The following is an 18,078-nucleotide window of genomic DNA, read 5'->3' as shown; positions in this document are numbered from 1 at the left end:
TATGCCAGGGGCTACCTATCATCCCGTTGCAACCCAACCCTCCAAGGATGTTGTGATGGAACCCTCTCATTCGATTCAGCATTGGCTGGCGGTCTGTCTGCTGCTGGCATTGCCCGGCTGCGTCAGCCCCGGGCATAGCCCCGAACCGCCAAAACCCTTGTCACCCGAACAGCTCGAAGCCGGTCTGGACATCGAGCACGCCGCGACCCAACCCGCATCCCAGGCGGATGATCGCTGGTGGCTGAGCTTTAACGACGCCGACCTCGACCGCCTGCTGGCTGCCGCCCTGGAGACATCGCCAAGCTTGGCGATTGCCAGCGCGCGCATCGACCGGGCGCAAGCCGACGCCGGCATTACCCTGGCCAACACCCGGCCGAGCCTGTCGGCCATGACCCAGATCCTGCGCAGCCAGGATTCGCAGAACTACAAGACCGGCGCCGATGAAGCCGGGGTCTGGCACACCGATGGCCAAGCGCTGCTGCAAGGGCGTTACAACCTCGACCTGTGGGGCCTGAACCGGTCCCTGAACGAAGCGGCGGTGGGCAGCCTGCGCGCCGCCCAGGCCGATCAGGCGGTGGCCCGTCTGGCGCTCAGCGGCAGCCTGGTGGAAACCTGGTTTGCCTTGGGCGGCGTGATCGAGCAGCAGGCCATCGTCAACCAGACCCTGGAGCAGCGCCGCAGCATCCTGCGCCTGAGCGAAGACCGGCTGAAGTCCGGCCTGGGCACCCAGGTCGACGTGGTGCGGGCACGGGGGCCGATCCCGTTGCTCGAAGCCGAGCAGGCGCGCCTGCAAGGCGCCGCCCGCGGTTATCAACTGCGCCTGGCGGCCCTGGCCGGCAAGGGTCCGGGCTGGGGCGAGCAATGGCAGCCCAAGGTCGCCGACCCTCGGCGTAGCGTGGCCTTGCCGGGGCATCTGCCTGCCGAGCTGATCGGTGGCCGGCCTGATGTGGTCGCCCAGCGCTGGCGCGTCGAAGCGCAAGGCAAACGCATTGGCGCGGCGCGTGCGGCGTTCTACCCGAACATCGACCTGCTCGCATTCGCAGGCTTTCAGAGTTTCAGTTTTCAGAACCTGTTCCACCACGACAGCCGCACCTATGGCGTGGGCCCCGCGGTGACCTTGCCGATCTTCGACGCCGGGCGTCTGCGTGGCCAGTACCGGGCGCAACAGGCCGGTTACGCCGAAGCGGTGGCCAGTTACAACCAGACCCTGGTCAATGCCCTGGGCGAAGTGGCCGGGCATGTCTCGCAACTGCGCGCTATCGAAGGCCAGCGCCTGAAAACCGTGCAGGGGCTGGATGAGGCCGAACAGGTCTACGACCTGGAAAACCTGCGTTACCGGCAAAGCCTCACCGATTTTCTGCATGTGCTCGATGCCCAGACCCGGGTGCTCGATACGCGCATGCAACTGGTCCAGTTGAAAACCTCGGCGCTGCAAAACCATGCCGGCCTGCTACGCGCGCTTGGCGGCGGCTGGAAAGAAGCTGATCAGAACTCCACTACGCTTGCAGGAACCTCCCATGACTGACGCCACCCAAACCCCAGCCCCGGCTCCGGCCAAGTCGCGCCGCGGCCCGATTTTCCTGCTCATCACCCTGGTCGCCCTGGCGGCGGCCGTGGCTGCCGCCCTGTGGTACTGGGTGTATGGCCGCCTCTATGAAAGCACCGACAACGCCTATGTACGTGGCGACGTGGTGCTGATTTCCGCCCAGGTGCGCGGCACGGCCACCGCGGTGAACATCCAGAACACCGATACGGTCAAGGCCGGTGACACCCTGGTCGAAATCGACCCGGCCGATGCGCGCCTGAGCCTGGACGCCGCCACCCACCAACTGGCCCTGACCGTACGCACGGTCAACAGCCTGTTCGCCGAAGAAAACGACCTGACCGCCCAGGTCAAGCTGCGCCAGGCCGAAGCCAACCGGGCCAATCAGGACCTGCAACGGCGCCGTTCAGTGATTGCCCAGGGCGGGGTGTCCGGGGAAGATCTGCACCACGCCGAGGAAGCCGCGCAGATCGCCCAATCCGGCCTGCGCGCGGCCGAGGCCAAACTGGTCGGCCTGCAGGCGCGGATCCAGGGCACCACCGTGGAAAACCATCCGCAGGTGGCCGCTGCCGCCGAGCGTGTGCGTGAAGCCTACCTGGCGTTGGCGCGGACCAAGGTCCCGGCGCCGGTGGATGGCCTGATTACCAAGCGCGCGGTGCAAGTGGGCCAGCACATCGAACCGGGTACTGTTCTGATGGGCCTGGTGCCGCTGGACAAGGTCTGGGTCGAGGCCAACTTCAAAGAGTCGCAACTGGGCCAGATCAAGGTCGGCCAGCGTGTTGAACTGTTTGCCGACCTGTATGGCGAGAGCGTGGTCTACCACGGCCGCATCCAGGGTATCGAAGCCGGCAGCGGCGCGGCGTTCGCCACCATCCCGGCGCAGAACGCCACCGGCAACTGGATCAAGGTGGTGCAACGGGTACCGGTGCGCATCGCCCTGGACCGCGAAGAGGTGTTGCGCCACCCACTGCGCATCGGCCTGTCGATGACCGCCAAGGCCACCCTGGGTGAGCCGGACGAGCAGGCCCCCACCAGCGTCCAGGACAACACCGAGGTCTACGGCAACATCGGTAGCGGCAGCGAAGCGCTGGTCAACCGGATCATCGCCGAGAACCTGCAAGTGTCGAAACTGAGCGTCTCGAGGAACGATCGATGAGCAGCGCCAAGCGTCCCATCGAGCCATTGAGCGGTGGCACGCTGGTCCTCGGCGCGCTGGCGATCGGCATGGCCAACTTCATGATGGTGCTCGACACCACCATCGCCAACGTCGCGGTGCCGACCATTTCCGGCAACCTCGGCGTGGCCCCTGACCAGGGCACCTGGGTGCTGACTTCGTTCAGCATCTCCCTGGCCATCGGCCTGCCGCTCACCGGCTGGCTGGCCCAGCGCTTCGGCCAGGTCAAGCTGTTCCTCAGCGCCGTGGTGTTGTTCGTGCTGGCCTCGGTGTGCTGCGGCCTGGCCCCGAACCTGACTTCGCTGCTGGTGTTCCGGGTATTCCAGGGCGCCGTTTGCGGCCCCTTGGCGCCGTTGTCCCAGGCGCTGCTGGTGGCGATCTTTCCGCCTGCGCGGCGTACAACGGCCTTGGTGGTGTGGTCGATGACCACCTTCCTGGGGCCGGTGTGCGGCCCGATCCTCGGCGGCTACCTGACCGATAACATCAGTTGGCCGTGGATCTTCTATATCAACGTGCCGGTTGGCATCTTCATCCTGCTGACCCTCGGCCAGGTGCTGAGCGGGCGGGACAACCCTACGCGCAAGCTGCCGGTGGATGTGGTCGGCCTGCTGCTGCTGATGGTCGCCGTGGGTTCGTTGCAGATCCTGCTCGACAAGGGCCAGGACCTGGACTGGTTCTCTGCCACGCCGATTCGGGTCCTGGCGGTCATTACCGTGCTGGGGTTCGCCTCCCTTATTACCTGGGAGCTGACCGCGCAACACCCGATTCTCGACCTGCGCCTGTTCAAGGAGCGCAACTACGCCATCGGCACCCTGAGCGTGAGCCTGGGCTTTGCCCTGTACTTCGCCTCGCTGGTGCTGGTGCCGTTGTGGCTGCAAACCGAAATGGGCTACACCGCGACCTGGGCCGGTATCGCCACCGCCCCCCTGGGGATCGCCGGGGTGGTGCTGGCGCCCTTCATCGGCAGGCTGATGCAGCATACCGACGCGCGGGTACTGGCGAGCATGGCGTTCATTTGCTGGATCGGCGCATCACTGTGGCGCATGTACTTCGAGACCAACCTGGACATTCAGTTCATCGGCTGGAACTCGGTGCTGATGGGCGCCGGCACGGCGTTCCTGTTCACCCCGCTGGTGGCGATCTCGCTGTCGCGCCTGCCACCGGAGAAAATTCCGGCGGCCCTCGGCTTACAAAACGCCCTGCGCATGACCGGCGCCAGCTTCGCGGTGTCACTGGGCCCTGCGTTCTGGGATCACCGGGCACGCCAGCATCAGGTCGACCTGGCCGAGCGCATGACGCCGTTCGACCACTGGAGCGCCCAGGCCCAGGACAACCTCAACTCGCTCGGGCTGTCGGCCCAGGGCGCCCTCGAGTCGCTGGCGCGAACCATCGACCGGCAGGCGCATATGCTGGCCCTGAACGATTTCTCCCTCGCCAGCGCATGGCTGTTCTGCGCTGTCCTGGCCATTGTCTGGCTGGCCCGTTCACCCAAGGCGAAAGCCAAGTAAATCTGGAGTATTCATGTTCGAGTTCCGCAAGAAGTTGAAATACAACCTCGATGTGATCGATATCCGCGATGTCACGCCGCTGGTGCGGCGTGTCACCTTCAAGGGCGACCTGTTCGCCACCGCGCTACCGTGCCAGCCTTCGCAATGGCTGAAGCTGTTCCTGCCCAGTGGCGGCAGCCAGGTCAGCCGGGCCTACACCATCCGCCGGCACTACCCGCAGTCGGGCAATGTCGACATCGACTTCGTGCGCCATGACCATGGTCCGGCCGGACGTTGGGTCGAGCAGGCACAGTTCGGCGATCAGATCGGTTGCTCGGCGTTGCGAGGTGGGTTTCAGCCCCAGGAAGATGCCGAGTGGATGCTGCTGGCCGCAGACGAAACCGGCACCCCGGCGGTGATGAGCATCCTTGAGAGCCTGTCGCCGGGAGACCGCGCCCTGGTGGTGCTGGAAGCCGAAACCATGACCGAACTGCAAGCGCTGGATTCACTGGCCGCAGTCAATTGCGAGTGGTTCTTCCGCGATGAGCATCCCGCCGGCAGCAATCTGTTGCTCCAGGGTATCGACAGTCTGCAATTGCCGTCGGGGGTCGGGCAGTTCTGGATCGCCGGCGAAGCGCAGTGCGTCAATGAGGTGCGTGACTACCTCACTGAGGCCTGTTCGATTCCACGTCGATTGGTCCGCAGCAAGGGCTACTGGATGCGCGGCGTCGCCGACCATCGCGACCGCGATTGAGCGAACGTTCGCCTTGCGCTGCCAGGCAGCGCAAGGCCCGCGCGGTTCAGGAGGGCAGCGCCTCGCGCAGAGGCTGTGGCTCGGCAAAACGTTCGAAATGCAGGCGCTCGGCTGCCAGGCCGTAATCCTTCAGCGCCCCACCCACTGTCTCGACCATGGCCTGTGGGCCACAGATAAAAGCCGCGTCGAGCAGGCTGACGTCGACCCATTCACGGAACAGGCAATCACAGGTGGCGATGTCCAGGCGCCCGGACGGTAGCCCGTTGTTGTTGGCTTCACGGCTGAACAGCAGGATCAGTTGCAGACGTTCTGCATACACCCCCTTCAGTGCCTCCAGCCGTTCGCCAAACAGCATGCTGGCGCGGTCGCGGCTGCCATAGACCAGGGTGAAGCGGCTGCGCTCATCGTTTTCCAGGGTCGTCTTGATGATCGGCAGCAGCGCCGTGATGCCGCTGCCTGAGGCCATGCCCAGGCAGTGATGGACCTGCGCCTGCGGTTCCGGACGGTACGACGAGCCTGCGGGTGGCATCACCAGCAATGCGTCGCCTACCGCCAGTTGGGTGTTGGCGTAGCTCGAGAAACGTCCCTGGGGCACATGCTTGATGGCTACGCGCAGTTCGCCGTCGGTGGGGGCGCTGAAAATCGAATAAGAGCGCCGTACCGCTTCACCTTGCAACTGCGCCTCCAGTTGCAGGTACTGGCCCTGCTGGAAGCGGTAGGTCGAGGCCAGGTGCGCTGGCACCTCAAAGGCGATCGAGACAGTGTCGGCGCTCTCGCGGCGGATATCGGCGACTTTTAATGGGTGCATCGTAGTCATTGACCGGGTCCTGTTCAGGCGCTCTGGCGCAAGGTAGTGGCGCTGTTGCCGGTGAGGCGTTCAAGGCGGCGCATGCTGCGGGCGGTACCCGGCAGCAGGCGGCCGATATCGCCGGTGCGGTAACGGATCATCGGCAGGGCCTCGCGGCTCAGGCTGGTCAGCACCACTTCGCCGAAGCTGCCATCAGGCAGCGGTGTGCCGCTGTCCGGGTCGATGATTTCCGGGTAGAAGTGGTCTTCCCAGAGGGTCACGCCGTCGCGGGTTTCCAGGCATTCCATGCCGATGCCCGGGTCCATCAGTGCCGGTACGCCGTAGAGTGCCAGGGTCTGGATGCCCAGGCGCTGTTCGAGCTCCTGGCGCAGGGCGCTGCTGCAGGGGTGCGGGCCGATCAGGGCCATGCGCAGGGACAGTGCCGACGCCGCGATGTTCTGGCGTTCCAGCTCGTTGGCCAGGGCCAGCAAGTGGGAAGGCGTGGCGATGAGCATCTGCGGCTGGAAGTCACAGAGCAGGCGGACCTGCTGGCCGGCCTGGCGCGCCGCCAGGGGGATCAGCGCACAGTTCAGACGCTCGGCGCCCAACTGGATGCCGCCGCTGGCACCCAAGGCGTCCTGCCCGCCGAGCACGTACAGGCGGTCGCCGGCATGGGCACCGGCGGCGCGCAACGAGCGCGCGACCAGCGCCGCCCAGACCTCCTGGTCGTTGCGCGTGTAGCCAATCACCGGCGAGCGGGCGCTACCGTCATTGCAGGCCTGCAGGCGCACGACCTGGTGCGCGGGTACGGCGAACAGTTCGAACGGATAGTGATGTTGCAACTCGGCATTGCCGATGAAGGGAAAGCGGGCGAGGTCTTCCAGCTGCTGGAGATCCTCGGGGTGCAGCCCCTGGGCTTCGAACTGATGGTGGTACCAGGGCACGTTGCGCCAGGCATGTTTGAGCGACCAGCGCAGGCGGCGCAGTTGCACGTCGCGCAACTGGTCGAGGCTGCAGGTTTCCAGGGTGTCGCGGTGGGCCAGGGCGCGCAGGCGCTGTTCGTTCAGGCCCAGGGTGCTGGCGTCGAGCTGTGTGTTGGCGTTCATCTTCCAAGTCCGTTTGGCGTGCCGACCGTTAGGCAAGCATGCTATGACGGGAGGGGGAGGATGGCTACTCGCATTGGCCGGGCCGCCAGGGGCGTGGAGGCGGCCCGGGGCCGGCCGGGCAGGCTCGCATTGTCAGGCTCCAGGCCGTTCACGCGTCGGGTCGAGCGCGCGTCACTGCCGACCTTTGCCGGCTCAGCGCCATGCCCAGCATCACCGCTGCAGTAAGGCCGGGCATCAGGAAAATGTAGATTGTCGTGGGGAAGTCACGGCCCAGATAAGCCCAGGGCAACCCCCAGAGGATCGTACCCAGGACACCCATGACCAGCAGGCGTTTGTGACGGACTTCGGGCGTTGTGGCGATTGAAATGGCGTAGAGTTTCCAGCATGCCCAGAGGCAGAAAAGCGAAAATGCAATGGGTACCAGCACCACAAGCAGGTTCTCCCAGACAATGGGGGAGGAGCCCAAGGTTCCCGCGAGAAAGTACAAGGCGCCCCAGATAAACACCAGGGTGACGGGCAAAAACCCGGCAAGTGCGCTGACGCTCAAGATGATTCGACGTTTCACAAGGCTGTCCAAGATGTCCCTCCATGGCCCATTGCGGCCAGTATAAGCGCAGCAGGTGGCCTACACGGTGGTATCTGCCGCTGGTCAACCCGGTTGAAGCGGCAATGCCGGGCAATGCCGGTTATCATCCCCGCCCTGGCTCGGGCCGGCATGGCGCAAGGGTGCCAGTGCGTGGCTGAGCGAGACGCTGTGGTCTATCTGAAGGAGCAGGCAGGTAATGAGTCAAAGCGCGGGATGGAAGCTGATGGTTGGGTCGGGCGTTGGGTTGTGTGTGCTGCTCGCCGTGGCGCTGCTCAAGGACCACAAGGTGGTGCTGGCCGAGCTGCAGTTCCAGGGCGGTGCCCATCCTCGCCACGACACCACGCAAGTGCACGAGGGGTATTTGCAGGCCATGCAGCATGTGCTGGCCGCGCAACAACTCGACGTGCAACAGCTGCAGCTGGAGCTGGCCCCCCAGCGCAGCGACACGCTGCTGCTGCGCGGTGCCGAGAATGCCCTTGCCCCTGCGCAGCGCCAGGGTTTGAACCGTCAGTTCGAAGCCATCCTGCGCGCGCGCAAGGCCGTGGTTCCCAGCCTGCAACTGACGCTTGATTACAGCCAGGCCAGGCGATTGAATGCAGCGGGGCAGGAAATCGGGCAGGCCCCTGCAAACGTCGTCGCAATGGGGCGCAAGGTGTTGGCGCTGTGGTTCGAGTTTCCGTCAGAGGTGAGCCTCAATACGCTGGTCAGCGACAGCGAGCGGCGTCATGCCTTTGCCGGTAGCCGCACGGTCAATGGCGAGGCAATTTGTCAGGTCGACAGCTTCGTGCAGACGGCATTGCCGTTCATCATCACCCGCTTCAAGGCCGACGGCGCACAGCTGGTGGGCGACATGGACATTCTCACCCACGATCAAATGGCCTTGCGCGTTCCTGCGAGTTTGTACTTTGACGACCGTGACTTGCGGGTGCGCCTCGAGGCCGGTGGGCTCAAGGTCAGCGTGGACAGTCAGATGTCCTATGGCAAGTTTCGTTCGTCCTGGCTGTCGATTGAATTCGGATCGCTCGGCGTGCACCCGTACCAGCCCTTCGACCTGGCCGATGCCGGGCGCGAGGGTTTGCGTGAAATGTGCAGCAACTTCGCTTATCAGGCCGGGCGGCCGTTCTCGTTCTTCTACGGCGTAGGCCTGGACCGTCTGGAAACGGTCCGTATTGCGCCAGCCGGTTGAGGCGGGACAAGTGCGGAGTCAGTGCGCGCAGCGTGATAGAATGCACCGCGCACAGCGAATGCCGGCATCAACCTGAAGGCCCTGATAACCTAGGGCCTTTCGCGTTTTTGCGGCGGGCAACAGAACCCTCTCCACCTGTTTCATTGAAAGGACTCAGCAACGCCATGTACTTCACCCTGGAATTCTACGACGCCATCACCAGCCAATACTGGACCCCCATCTTCGCTGCCGTGCTGACCTGGATTCTCCTCTGGTTTCGTAGCCAATCCTACGACGGTACCGGCGGCTGGACCCTGGGCCTGATCGTGGTGCTGTGCCTGGTGGCATTCTTCCCCAATGGCTACCACACGGTGTTCAACACCGGTCCGACCTTCTACACCCATGACCGTATTTACGCCCCTGACTACGCGGCGAAGTTCAGCGCCGATGTACTCCTGACGATCGCCGGCATGCTGGTGGGGATGCTCGCACGCAAGGTCGTTATCAGTTTGCGCTAATCGCGAAACTTCACCACCTGCTTGCACGCGGGGCACTCGATCAGCTTCTGGGTGAAGACCTCATGGGGCAGCAACCCCCGGTGCATCAACAGTCCGTCACCCGGCTTGTACAGATGGTGCATGGACTTGTTGCATTCCGGGCAGCGCACAAACAGTGCGGTAAAGAAGAACAGGCACAGGCCGGTGATGGCAAAGACGACGTAGGTTTCGAAGTACCGCGTTGCATCACGGTCCAGCAATACCCAGATCATGTAGAGCCCGCCGCTCCAGATACTGATGTTGAGCACCACTTGCATGGCGATGGCGAGAAAACGGTGCTTGAGGGGTTTCAACAGGATCATCCATGGGTCGAAGGTGGGATTGCTCAGCCTAGGCTAACGCCGCCAAAGCCCGCTCACGGCTGAGGGCTTGCATCACCCCGGGCGAGTCGCTGATGTGGACATACAGGTAGTGCTGGCCCTTGTCATCGCGCAGTATCCGATGCACCTGGATCGCCTCCGGGTGGTAGTGGTTGCGGGTACGGTCGCGCAGTACTTCGTAGCTGTCAATGTGGTGGCGGCGCAGCGCTGCCTGGAACTCGCGGTCGACGGCCTCCCGCAGCGTGCGCATGCGGCGAATCGAGAGATAGCCCAGGGCGAAGGTCAGCGCGAAGAAGAACAGCGCCTGCAGCAGTGATGTGTAGTGCTCCATCCTGGAACAGGGTCCTTGATCAGTCGAGATCTTGCGCCGCATGCCGCTCGGGCAGCTGGCTGCTTTCATCGCCCCAGGTGCGGTTGACGCGCAGGCCGCGGACCACCGCCGGGCGCTCGGCAATCGCCTGTGCCCAGCGTTGCACATGGGGGTAGTCCTGCACGCTGAGGAACTCGCCCGCCGAGTACAGCCTGCCCAGCGCCAGTTGACCATACCAGGACCAAACTGCGATGTCAGCGATGCTGTAGTGATCGCCAGCCAGGTACGTGCGTTCAGCCAGGCGGCGGTCGAGCACATCCAGCTGGCGCTTGGTTTCCATGCTGAAGCGGTTGATCGGGTACTCGAGCTTTTCCGGCGCGTAGGCATAGAAGTGACCGAAGCCGCCGCCCAGGTAGGGCGCTGCCCCTATCTGCCAGAACAGCCAGTTCAAGGTCTCGGTGCGAGCGGCCGGGTCGCTGGGCAGGAACTCGGCAAATTTTTCCGCCAGGTAGAGCAGGATCGAACCCGACTCGAACACCCGGATCGGCGGCTGCACGCTACGGTCGAGTAGGGCGGGGATCTTCGAGTTGGGGTTGACCTCGACGAAGCCGCTGGAGAACTGCTCGCCTTCGCTGATGCGAATCAGCCAGGCGTCGTACTCGGCACCGGCATGCCCGAGCGCCAGCAGCTCTTCGAGGAGGATGGTGACTTTCACGCCATTGGGCGTGGCCAGGGAGTAAAGCTGCAGCGGCTGCTTGCCCACGGGCAGGGCCTTGTCGTGTGTCGGGCCGGCGACTGGCCGGTTGATGTTGGCAAACTCGCCGCCAGACGGCGCGTCGTGCTGCCAGACCCGAGGCGGGACATAGGGTGCCTTGCTCATGCGATGAACCTCCTGGTGTGCGTGAGGGGCTCATGTTCCGGCCTGGCGCGCGCGGTTGTCAAACAGGGCTGCAGGCACCTCCCGTGGAGCCTGCGGTACAGGCCCCGGGGCACAAGGGGGCGTTCTAGAAGCTGTACTCGAGTACGCTGGCGATGGAGGTTTGCACCCGGCGGTCGACGATCGGGCTGTCACTGACATGCCCGGAAAGGTTCTGTACATCCAGCAGGGTATGCAGGCGGGTATTTTCGCCCAGTGGCAGACTCCAGGTCAGGTTGACGCCCTGGCTGACCAGGCCGCCATGGGTCTTGTGCGCGGCAAAGCGGCTGTTGGCGGCTTGCTGCTCACTGACGCCGTACCAGGTGCGGACGTAGTCGGCGTCACCAAACAGCGCATTGACGTTGCCGGTCAGGCTACCGAAATCACCTTCGTACAACGAGGTGCCGACACTCAACTCGAGGGTCTGGTAGGCGGAGCCGGTGTCTTTGTTGCTGTCTTTTTTCAGCGCATGTTCGAACGTGGCGCCGAAGGTGAGCGGTCCCCAGGTGTAGGACCCCTCCATGCCCACCAGGGCGCGGGATTTGATCGAGCCCATGCCGCGCAGACGGTCGGAGCCGCGATAGCCTTTCTTGCGGTCTTTGCGTTCGTCGCTGGTGCCGATGTAGCTGCTGAAACTGGCGTCGTCCCATTCCTGTTTCCAGCCCAGGCCTTTTTCCTTGAGGAAGAACCCGTAAGGGCTTTCGATCTCGAAGCCAAGCACCGGTGCCGTAGAGCGTTCACTGCTGCCGCTGTAACGCGGCGCATTGGCCGCGCCGCCTTGCAGGGTAAATTGCCAATCGTCGGCCAATAAGTGCGCTGAAGTGGTTATCAGACAGAAGCCGGTCAATGCAGTATAAATCCGTGTTGTCTTCATGGTGGTTTACGAGAGTTTCGTGAACTAAGGATCTTTTATGCTAGGGGGCTTCGTTGTTAGTATCCGTGTGCAGGATGTAAAACTTTGTTAGTTGCAAATCAGTCAATGGCTTTCAAAAGTTTCGGGCGCAGTAGTGCCGCGCCATACAGTAGGCGATTAATAATAGAAGGGCGGGCGATGTTGATAAGCAGGCAATAACGTTTGCCGCAGGGCAGGAGTGTCCAGTTGTGTGCTGGGCGTTCTTTCGGGCAGAGGTAATAACGTTTACATCTGCTGTTTTCGGGTACGCATGATGTACTCGGGGTGGCCGGTGTGTTGATCCACCGCTTCCGCGATGAGGGTAAAGCCCTGCGCCAGATAAAACTGGACACTGGCGTGGTTTTCTTTATACACCGACAGGGTCAATTCTGTTCGTTGCTGCTTGGCGTGGGCAATTAGCGCTTTGCCAATACCTTGGCCTTGGCACGCTGGGCGGACAAAGATCGCCGCCAGGTTATTATCATGCAGTGCATAAAAGCCGGTCATTTTACTATCGTCTTCGGCGACATACACTTGCGAGGCGGGTAAATAGAGTGTGCGCATGTTGTCGACCTGACCGCGCCAAACGGCTGGATCGACAAAGTCATGGGCCTGGATCGAGGCCGCTAACCAGATATCCAGAACCGCTTCCATGTCGTTTTCTTCAAATGGTCTGATCATTGTCTGCCTCTGTTCGTTGTAGTTGCGCTGTCGCCCGGTCATGCGCGGTCACGGAGGTGAGTGTGGCCAGGCGCGGGGCCAGCCAATTGTTCAGATCGTCCATGTAGCTGAAGACCACCGGCACGAAGACCAGGCTGAGCAAGGTTGAGGTCACCAGTCCGCCGATAACCGCAATCGCCATGGGCGCGCGAAAGCCGGCATCGGCGCCGCTGCTGAGAACCGCCGGAATCATACCTGCCACCATGGCGATGGTGGTCATGACAATGGGTCTGGCACGTTCGGCGCCTGATTGCATCAGTGCCAGCTGCCGGGGCATGCCGGCGCGGCGTTTTTCGATGATGAATTCGACCATCAGAATCGAGTTTTTGGTAACGATGCCCATCAGCATCAGCAAGCCGATCACCACCGGCAGGTCGATGGCCGCGCCATACAACAGCAAGCCACCGATGGCACCGCCGACTGCCAGGGGCAGGGAAACGAGGATGGTCAGTGGCTGCAGGAAGTCGCGAAACAGCAGGACCAGCACGGCGAACACCATGAGGATGCCGAAGGTCATCGCCGTGGCGAATTTCTCGAACATTTCATTCATGTACTCGGCATCGCCATACTCCACCTCGCGCACGCCAAGGGGCAGGTGCTGCAAGGCAGGTGTGGCCTGGATCGCTTCCAGTGCCGAACCGAGGGTTATGCCGGCGAGGTCGGCGTCCACCGAGATTCGCCGCAGCCGGTCGAAGCGTTCGATCTTGGTCGGGCCACTGCCGTAGTCGATGTCGGCGACGCTGTGCAGGGCCAGGGTGCCGCCGTTGTCGCTGGCCACCCGCAGGTTGCGCAGGGTGTCGAGGTCGCCTTGCTGCGCCTGGGCAAGTTGCACGCGAATCGGTACTTGCCGGTCGTGGAAGTTGAAGCGCGCTGAATTGGCATTGATATCGCCCAAGGTGGCAATCCGCGCCACGGTGCCGATGGCCTGGGCACTGATGCCAGAGCGGGCGGCCTCATCCAGGCGCGGGCGGATCAACAGCTCCGGGCGCGGCAAGGGCTCATTGACCTGGACGTTGGCCAGCCCCTTGATCATGCGCATTTCGCCTTGCAGCGCGTAGGCGGCCTGGGACAGTTGCCGGGCGTCGGCACCGACGAGAATCACCGAGATGTCTCGCGCCGCACTGTCGCTGCGAAAGGCGAAGCGCACATCGGCGAACTCGCCGAGAAGCGGTTGCAGCGAGTGTTCGAAAGCCTTCTGGCTCAGCTCGCGCTGCTCGGGTGGCACCAGGCGCACGAGTAATTGGCCACTGGCGACATCGGTGGCGCCGGAGGCATCTTCGCCGCCGGCGGTGCTGAAGACAAACGGCACCTGCGGTTGCTCGCGCAGTTTCGCCGCCATCTGTTGCAGGGTCCGGTCGGTCTGCGCCAGTGGCGTGCCGGGCGGCAGGGACACATCGATGCGGCTCAGGCTGGTATCGCTGACCGGCATGAAACCTGAAGGCAGCAGCGGTACCAGGGCAAAGGAGGCCAGCAGGAAAGCCGCCGCGATCACCAGGCTCTTGCGCCGATGCGCCAGTGCCCACTCAAGCAGGCGCAGGTAGCGACCGAGCAAGCCGGCGGGTGCCTGCGTAGCATGCTGCTGATGCTCAATCGATTTGGGCTTGAGCAGGTAGGCAGCCATGAGTGGCGTCAGCAGCCGTGCCACCAGCAGCGAGGTCAACACCGCCGCCGACACGGTGATGCCGAAGGGGGTGAAGTACTGGCCGACAAAGCCACCGATAAAACTCACCGGCAGGAACACCGCAACGATGGTCGCGGTAATCGCCACCACGGCAAAGCCGATGGCGTCCGAGGCATCAATGGCGGCCTGGTAGGGGCGCTTGCCCTGATCCAGGTGACGCTCGATGTTCTCGATTTCGACAATCGCATCGTCGACCAGGATGCCGATTACCAGGGTCAGGGCCAGCAAGGTGATGCTGTTGAGGCTATAGCCGAACCAGGCCATGGCGGCAAAGGTCGGCAGGATCGACAAGGGCAGGGCGATGGCCGCCACCAGGGTCGCGCGCCAGTTGCGCAGGAACAGGAACACCACCAGCACGGTGAGTAGTGCGCCTTCGATCAGGGTCATGATCGCGGCGTTGTAGCTGGCCAGCGTGTAGTCGACCATCGAGGCGACCTGCTGGACCTCGATATCCGGATGATGTTGCTGCAGACGCTGTAGTGCAGCCTCTACTCCTGCAGCCACTCGGGTATCGCTGGAACCCTTGGCGCGAAACACGGCAAAGCCGACCACCTGCTCACCGTTCAGGCGCGCCTGGGCGCGCATTTCGCCGGCGCCATCGACCACGCTTGCCAGCTCGTTCAAGCGTGCCCAACGTCCGTCTGGCAGGGCGATTGGCGTTTCACTCAAGGCTTGCACGGTCAGGGCGCTGCCCAGGGTGCGTATGGATTGCTCGCTGTCGGCGAGAATCGCCCGCCCGCCGGGCACGTTGCTGTTGCTGTGCAGCAACTGGGTGTTGACCTGGTCGGCCGAGATGCCCAGTGCCTCAAGTCGCTCGGGCTTGAGTTCGACCTTGACCTCACGCTCCAGACCGCCCAGACGCTGTACTTTTTGTACCCCGGGTACGCCAAGCAGTTCCCGGCCGAGTACGTCATCGACAAACCAGCTCAGGTCCACGGCATTGCGGGCGCTGGATTTGACTGCGTAGTTGAGGATTGCCCCGCCCTCGACATCAATGCGGGTGACCAGCGGCTCTTCAATGGTTTGCGGTAAGTCCGCGCGAATTTGCCCGATAGCGTCGCGGATATCGTTGGCGGCGCGGTCGGGGTCGATACCGAGCTGGAACTCCACGGTGGTTACCGAAATGGCATCGGCAATCGTCGAGGTGATGTGGCGGATGCCTGCCAGGCCGGACACCGCACGCTCGACCCGTTGAGTGACGGCATGCTCGAGTTCGCTCGGCGCGGCACCGACCTGGACAACGGCGACGGTAATCACCGGAAAGTCGACCCGCGGGTTGGCGTTGATCGGCAGGTCGATAAAGGAAACCCAGCCGGCCACGGCCAGTACCAGGAACAATACCAGGGTAGGGATGGGCCGCCGAATGGCCCAGGACGACACCGCCAGGCTCATTGTCCTGGCTCCTGCGCCAGGCTGACCACGTCACCGTCGCGCACGAATGCCGAGGCGCTTGCCACCACTCGCTCACCGCCGGCAAGGCCGCTGCTGACCTGCACCCGCAGGCTGTTGCGCTGGCCGAGGGTCACGCTGCGCACGCTCGCCTGGCCATTGTCATCGAGCACCATGACGGTGGCGCCGCCGTCATCGGTAAAGGTCACCGCCCGTAACGGAATGACCACCGCAGCGGTGCTGGTGCCGGTTTCGATCCTGCTGCTGGCAAAACTGCCCGCGCGCACCCCGGGCGTTGCCGCGAGGCTGATGCGCACACGCCCGAGCCGGCTGCCAGCATCCACCTTGGGGGCCAGCAAGCGCACCGTGCCGGCGACGCTGTCGGGCATTCCTGCGACGTGCACCTGAACCGCGGTACCGACCCGAATCGTCTGCAGGGCACTTTGCGCCAGCTCGCCATCGAGCTCGAGTTGCCCGTCACGTATCAGCTTGAACAGCGGCTCACTACCGGCCATGGCACCCAAGCGGGCGTGACGTTCGGAGATGATGCCGTTGACCGGGGCAAGGATGTCGGCCTTGTCGCGGCGAGTGCGGGCGTCAGTCAGTTGTGCGATGGCCTGTTGATGTTCGGCCCGGGCGGCGGCCAACGCGGCGGCGCTGGCATGGGCCTGGGCGCGCTGCTGGTCGAGTTGCTGGGCGCTGACCGCGCCGATGCTGCCCAGCTCATTGATCCGCGCCAGGCTGGCCTGTGCCTCGATATCCAGCGCTTGCTGTTGCTTGATCAGGGCAGCATTACGACTGAGGGTTGCCTCGGCCTGGCGCACCTGGGCGTCGAGGGTATCGGTTTCCAGTTGCGCCAGCAGTTGCCCGGTCACCACCGTGTCGCCTTCCTCGACCCATACCCTGGCAATGCGTGTGTCTTGCAGTGCGGTACCGATCGACACCTCGTCGCGGGCTACCAGGCTGCCGGTCACCTGGAGGGTCTGGCTCACGGTGCCGGGTTCGGCCAGCACGCTGCTGACCTTGAGCAGGGGCACTTGCGCAGGAGCGCTGGCCGGTTGTTCGCTGGCAGGCATCACCAGCACCCAGCCAGTCACGAGCAGTAACAGCAGGCCGGGGATCACCAGGCGGGGTTTGTCTCGCAGCACAGATACCATCGCGATCAATCTCGAGTGGGCACATCAACAAGGGAGGCAACAGCGAGTACGACAGGCCGATGTCAGGAGGCTTATGGCTGAATCTGCAGGAACCTGCGGATGATCGTACGCAGCATCGGTTTATGTGTTTTGGCCTTGAAGCCTGGCTCGAGCACGACGCGGCCGATGCCGCCTTCGGTCAGGGCGATCAACCAGGTCGCGGCCATCGATGTATCGAGCGTCGGGTCGATCTGCCCGGCTTCGATACCACGCTTGAGCAAGGCCTGCAGATCGGCCTTGACCTTGGCGTCATTGGCGGCAAGCAGGGCTCCGACCTCGGGGTTGCGCAAGGCTTCGGCGGCGACTTCGAGGCTGATTCGGGCGTAGGTGGGGTCGCTGCACAACTCCATCATGGCGATGGCGATGTTCTCGATGGCAGTGAGGCTGTCCTTGGTCTTGGCGTGGTGGGCGATCAACTCGGCCATGCCATGCTGGTCGTCCTGGGCAATGGCCTCGATGATCGCGTTCTTGCTGGGAAAGTAGTGGAACAGGTTGCCCGGGCTCATGCCCGCAGCGGCGCAGATTTGCGCCGTCGAGGTGGAGTGAAAGCCACTGCGCGCGAAGCACTCGATGGCCGCGTCGAGGATCTGCTTACGTTTGGCGGCGACTTTCTCCGGGTCTACGGTTCTCATGGCGGGCTCATTAATAGACTGACTGATCGATCTATTATTGACCTGCTGCTGCACGCCGTCAAGCTAGCAAAGTGGCTGACTGGATTACTGCCGGGTATCGGGCATGTTCTTGCTGATGCAATGAATCCCGCCGCCACCCGCGGCAATCGGATCGATATTGACCTGCTCGATGATCCGCCCCGGGTACAGCTCGCCGAGCAATTGCTTGCAGTGCTGATCGGCCTGCGGGTCGCCAAACTGTGGCGCGATCACCGCGCCATTGATCGGCAGGTAGTTGATGTAGCCGGCGGCAAACTCCGGGTTGTCGCGGGTGAAGCGGTTGCTGCGCAGTTTGCTTGGCGGTGGCAGCAGGTGCACGGTCAAGCGGCGGCCGTCGGCGTCGGTGGCCTGTTTGAGGATTTCCAGGTGCTTGCGGGTGACCCGGTAATCGTAGGCGTCCGGGTCGTTGTCGAGGTTGGCGATCACCACCCCTGGCTCGACGAAGCGCGCGTAGAAGTCGACGTGGGCATCGGTGATGTCCTGGCCCTTGATGCCCGGCAGCCAGATGATCTTGCGCAGGCCGAGGTTGGCCTTGAGCTCGGCCTCGACGTCGCTACGGCTCCAGTCGGGGTTGCGGTTGGCGTTGATCCAGCAGCTTTCGGTGATGATCGCCGTGCCGTGGCCATCCACTTCGATGCCGCCGCCTTCGCCGGTCAGCTCGCTTTGCAGGTAGGGCACGCCCAGGGTTTCGCTGAGCGTTGCCGCCACGCGGCTGTCGTTGCGGTGGCGTTGCTTGTTGCCCCAGCCGTTGAAGTTGAAGTCCATCAGCGCGCTGTTGCCGTCGTCGTCGATGACAAAGCAGCCGCCGTAGTCGCGGATCCAGA

General features: G+C 63.5%; 18 protein-coding genes. 6 read left to right on the top strand and 12 right to left on the bottom strand.

Annotation, left to right across the window (positions count from 1 at the left end):
* Positions 1 to 55: 55 nt before the first annotated feature.
* The 4 genes from UW3_RS27465 to UW3_RS0121335 are packed head-to-tail and all read left to right on the top strand — an operon-like array spanning position 56 to position 4,958.
* Positions 56 to 1,525 carry an efflux transporter outer membrane subunit gene (locus UW3_RS27465; protein WP_010225478.1) on the top strand — a complete coding sequence of 490 codons (1,470 nt, stop codon included), beginning with the start codon at positions 56 to 58 and terminating at the stop codon, positions 1,523 to 1,525.
* Complete coding sequence (locus UW3_RS0121345; protein WP_010225477.1) at positions 1,518 to 2,699, top strand: HlyD/EmrA/EmrK family protein; 1,182 nt, start codon at positions 1,518 to 1,520, stop codon at positions 2,697 to 2,699. Before UW3_RS27465 ends, UW3_RS0121345 begins: the two co-directional genes overlap by 8 nt.
* Positions 2,696 to 4,225 (top strand): DHA2 family efflux MFS transporter permease subunit, encoded by a 1,530-nt coding sequence (locus UW3_RS0121340; protein ID WP_010225475.1) that lies wholly within the window; start codon positions 2,696 to 2,698, stop codon positions 4,223 to 4,225. The genes UW3_RS0121345 and UW3_RS0121340 overlap by 4 nt, the downstream gene beginning before the upstream one ends.
* A 13-nt stretch (positions 4,226 to 4,238) precedes the next feature.
* Positions 4,239 to 4,958: a siderophore-interacting protein gene (locus UW3_RS0121335; RefSeq protein ID WP_010225473.1), complete on the top strand. Its 720-nt coding sequence runs from the start codon at positions 4,239 to 4,241 to the stop codon at positions 4,956 to 4,958.
* A 46-nt stretch (positions 4,959 to 5,004) separates the two neighbouring features.
* On the opposite strand, the gene UW3_RS27460 is transcribed toward UW3_RS0121335, so the two are convergent.
* The 3 genes from UW3_RS27460 to UW3_RS0121320 form a co-directional block, all read right to left on the bottom strand.
* The gene (locus UW3_RS27460) at positions 5,005 to 5,775 is read right to left on the bottom strand and encodes an FAD-binding oxidoreductase (RefSeq protein ID WP_050990030.1); all 771 of its coding nucleotides are present in this window, start codon (positions 5,773 to 5,775) and stop codon (positions 5,005 to 5,007) included.
* A 14-nt stretch (positions 5,776 to 5,789) separates the two neighbouring features.
* Positions 5,790 to 6,851 carry a phenylacetate--CoA ligase gene (locus UW3_RS27455; RefSeq protein WP_010225469.1) on the bottom strand — a complete coding sequence of 354 codons (1,062 nt, stop codon included), beginning with the start codon at positions 6,849 to 6,851 and terminating at the stop codon, positions 5,790 to 5,792.
* A gap of 148 nt (positions 6,852 to 6,999) precedes the next feature.
* Positions 7,000 to 7,428 carry a hypothetical protein gene (locus UW3_RS0121320; RefSeq protein ID WP_010225467.1) on the bottom strand — a complete coding sequence of 143 codons (429 nt, stop codon included), beginning with the start codon at positions 7,426 to 7,428 and terminating at the stop codon, positions 7,000 to 7,002.
* A gap of 205 nt (positions 7,429 to 7,633) precedes the next feature.
* On the opposite strand from UW3_RS0121320, the gene UW3_RS0121315 reads away from it, so the two are divergent.
* Both UW3_RS0121315 and UW3_RS0121310 read left to right on the top strand, forming a co-directional pair.
* Positions 7,634 to 8,623, top strand: coding sequence for a hypothetical protein (locus UW3_RS0121315; protein WP_010225465.1), 990 nt, complete (start codon positions 7,634 to 7,636; stop codon positions 8,621 to 8,623).
* A gap of 164 nt (positions 8,624 to 8,787) precedes the next feature.
* Positions 8,788 to 9,120: a hypothetical protein gene (locus UW3_RS0121310; RefSeq protein ID WP_010225462.1), complete on the top strand. Its 333-nt coding sequence runs from the start codon at positions 8,788 to 8,790 to the stop codon at positions 9,118 to 9,120.
* Here the strand turns inward: UW3_RS0121310 and UW3_RS0121305 are convergent.
* The 9 genes from UW3_RS0121305 to UW3_RS27445 all read right to left on the bottom strand — a co-directional run.
* The gene (locus tag UW3_RS0121305) at positions 9,117 to 9,452 is read right to left on the bottom strand and encodes a hypothetical protein (protein ID WP_026001451.1); all 336 of its coding nucleotides are present in this window, start codon (positions 9,450 to 9,452) and stop codon (positions 9,117 to 9,119) included. The genes UW3_RS0121310 and UW3_RS0121305 overlap by 4 nt on opposite strands.
* A gap of 37 nt (positions 9,453 to 9,489) precedes the next feature.
* Complete coding sequence (locus UW3_RS0121300; protein WP_010225458.1) at positions 9,490 to 9,810, bottom strand: hypothetical protein; 321 nt, start codon at positions 9,808 to 9,810, stop codon at positions 9,490 to 9,492.
* A 19-nt stretch (positions 9,811 to 9,829) separates the two neighbouring features.
* Positions 9,830 to 10,669, bottom strand: a complete 840-nt coding sequence (gene yghU / locus UW3_RS0121295) for a glutathione-dependent disulfide-bond oxidoreductase (protein WP_010225456.1) — start codon at positions 10,667 to 10,669, stop codon at positions 9,830 to 9,832.
* Between the two features lie 124 nt (positions 10,670 to 10,793).
* Complete coding sequence (locus tag UW3_RS0121290) at positions 10,794 to 11,579, bottom strand: MipA/OmpV family protein (RefSeq protein WP_026001450.1); 786 nt, start codon at positions 11,577 to 11,579, stop codon at positions 10,794 to 10,796.
* A gap of 264 nt (positions 11,580 to 11,843) precedes the next feature.
* Complete coding sequence (locus UW3_RS0121285) at positions 11,844 to 12,278, bottom strand: N-acetyltransferase (RefSeq protein WP_026001449.1); 435 nt, start codon at positions 12,276 to 12,278, stop codon at positions 11,844 to 11,846.
* Positions 12,262 to 15,390: an efflux RND transporter permease subunit gene (locus UW3_RS0121280; protein WP_010225450.1), complete on the bottom strand. Its 3,129-nt coding sequence runs from the start codon at positions 15,388 to 15,390 to the stop codon at positions 12,262 to 12,264. The genes UW3_RS0121285 and UW3_RS0121280 overlap by 17 nt, the downstream gene beginning before the upstream one ends.
* Entirely contained in the window at positions 15,387 to 16,535 is a 1,149-nt protein-coding gene (locus UW3_RS27450) for an efflux RND transporter periplasmic adaptor subunit (RefSeq protein WP_237716766.1), read from the bottom strand. The genes UW3_RS0121280 and UW3_RS27450 overlap by 4 nt, the downstream gene beginning before the upstream one ends.
* Positions 16,536 to 16,615: 80 nt before the next feature.
* Positions 16,616 to 17,215, bottom strand: a complete 600-nt coding sequence (locus UW3_RS0121270; RefSeq protein WP_010225446.1) for a TetR/AcrR family transcriptional regulator — start codon at positions 17,213 to 17,215, stop codon at positions 16,616 to 16,618.
* An 84-nt stretch (positions 17,216 to 17,299) separates the two neighbouring features.
* Positions 17,300 to 18,078: agmatine deiminase family protein (locus tag UW3_RS27445; protein WP_010225445.1), on the bottom strand; the 779-nt coding region annotated here is incomplete at its 5' end.

This window comes from Pseudomonas donghuensis, assembly GCF_000259195.1.
GTDB lineage: Bacteria > Pseudomonadota > Gammaproteobacteria > Pseudomonadales > Pseudomonadaceae > Aquipseudomonas > Aquipseudomonas donghuensis.
The sequence above is the reverse complement of the archived record's forward strand: the minus strand, read 5'-3'. Positions and strand labels throughout refer to the sequence as shown.

What these genes read in the sequence shown, in the direction of transcription:
- UW3_RS27465 (WP_010225478.1), top strand. Translation starts at nt 56, where the DNA reads ATGGAACCCTCTCATTCGATTCAGCATTGGCTGGCGGTCTGTCTGCTG.
- UW3_RS0121345 (WP_010225477.1), top strand. Translation starts at nt 1,518, where the DNA reads ATGACTGACGCCACCCAAACCCCAGCCCCGGCTCCGGCCAAGTCGCGC.
- UW3_RS0121340 (WP_010225475.1), top strand. Translation starts at nt 2,696, where the DNA reads ATGAGCAGCGCCAAGCGTCCCATCGAGCCATTGAGCGGTGGCACGCTG.
- UW3_RS0121335 (WP_010225473.1), top strand. Translation starts at nt 4,239, where the DNA reads ATGTTCGAGTTCCGCAAGAAGTTGAAATACAACCTCGATGTGATCGAT.
- UW3_RS27460 (WP_050990030.1), bottom strand. Translation starts at nt 5,775, where the DNA reads ATGACTACGATGCACCCATTAAAAGTCGCCGATATCCGCCGCGAGAGC.
- UW3_RS27455 (WP_010225469.1), bottom strand. Translation starts at nt 6,851, where the DNA reads ATGAACGCCAACACACAGCTCGACGCCAGCACCCTGGGCCTGAACGAA.
- UW3_RS0121315 (WP_010225465.1), top strand. Translation starts at nt 7,634, where the DNA reads ATGAGTCAAAGCGCGGGATGGAAGCTGATGGTTGGGTCGGGCGTTGGG.
- UW3_RS0121310 (WP_010225462.1), top strand. Translation starts at nt 8,788, where the DNA reads ATGTACTTCACCCTGGAATTCTACGACGCCATCACCAGCCAATACTGG.
- UW3_RS0121300 (WP_010225458.1), bottom strand. Translation starts at nt 9,810, where the DNA reads ATGGAGCACTACACATCACTGCTGCAGGCGCTGTTCTTCTTCGCGCTG.
- yghU (WP_010225456.1), bottom strand. Translation starts at nt 10,669, where the DNA reads ATGAGCAAGGCACCCTATGTCCCGCCTCGGGTCTGGCAGCACGACGCG.
- UW3_RS0121290 (WP_026001450.1), bottom strand. Translation starts at nt 11,579, where the DNA reads ATGAAGACAACACGGATTTATACTGCATTGACCGGCTTCTGTCTGATA.
- UW3_RS0121285 (WP_026001449.1), bottom strand. Translation starts at nt 12,278, where the DNA reads ATGATCAGACCATTTGAAGAAAACGACATGGAAGCGGTTCTGGATATC.
- UW3_RS0121280 (WP_010225450.1), bottom strand. Translation starts at nt 15,390, where the DNA reads ATGAGCCTGGCGGTGTCGTCCTGGGCCATTCGGCGGCCCATCCCTACC.
- UW3_RS0121270 (WP_010225446.1), bottom strand. Translation starts at nt 17,215, where the DNA reads ATGAGAACCGTAGACCCGGAGAAAGTCGCCGCCAAACGTAAGCAGATC.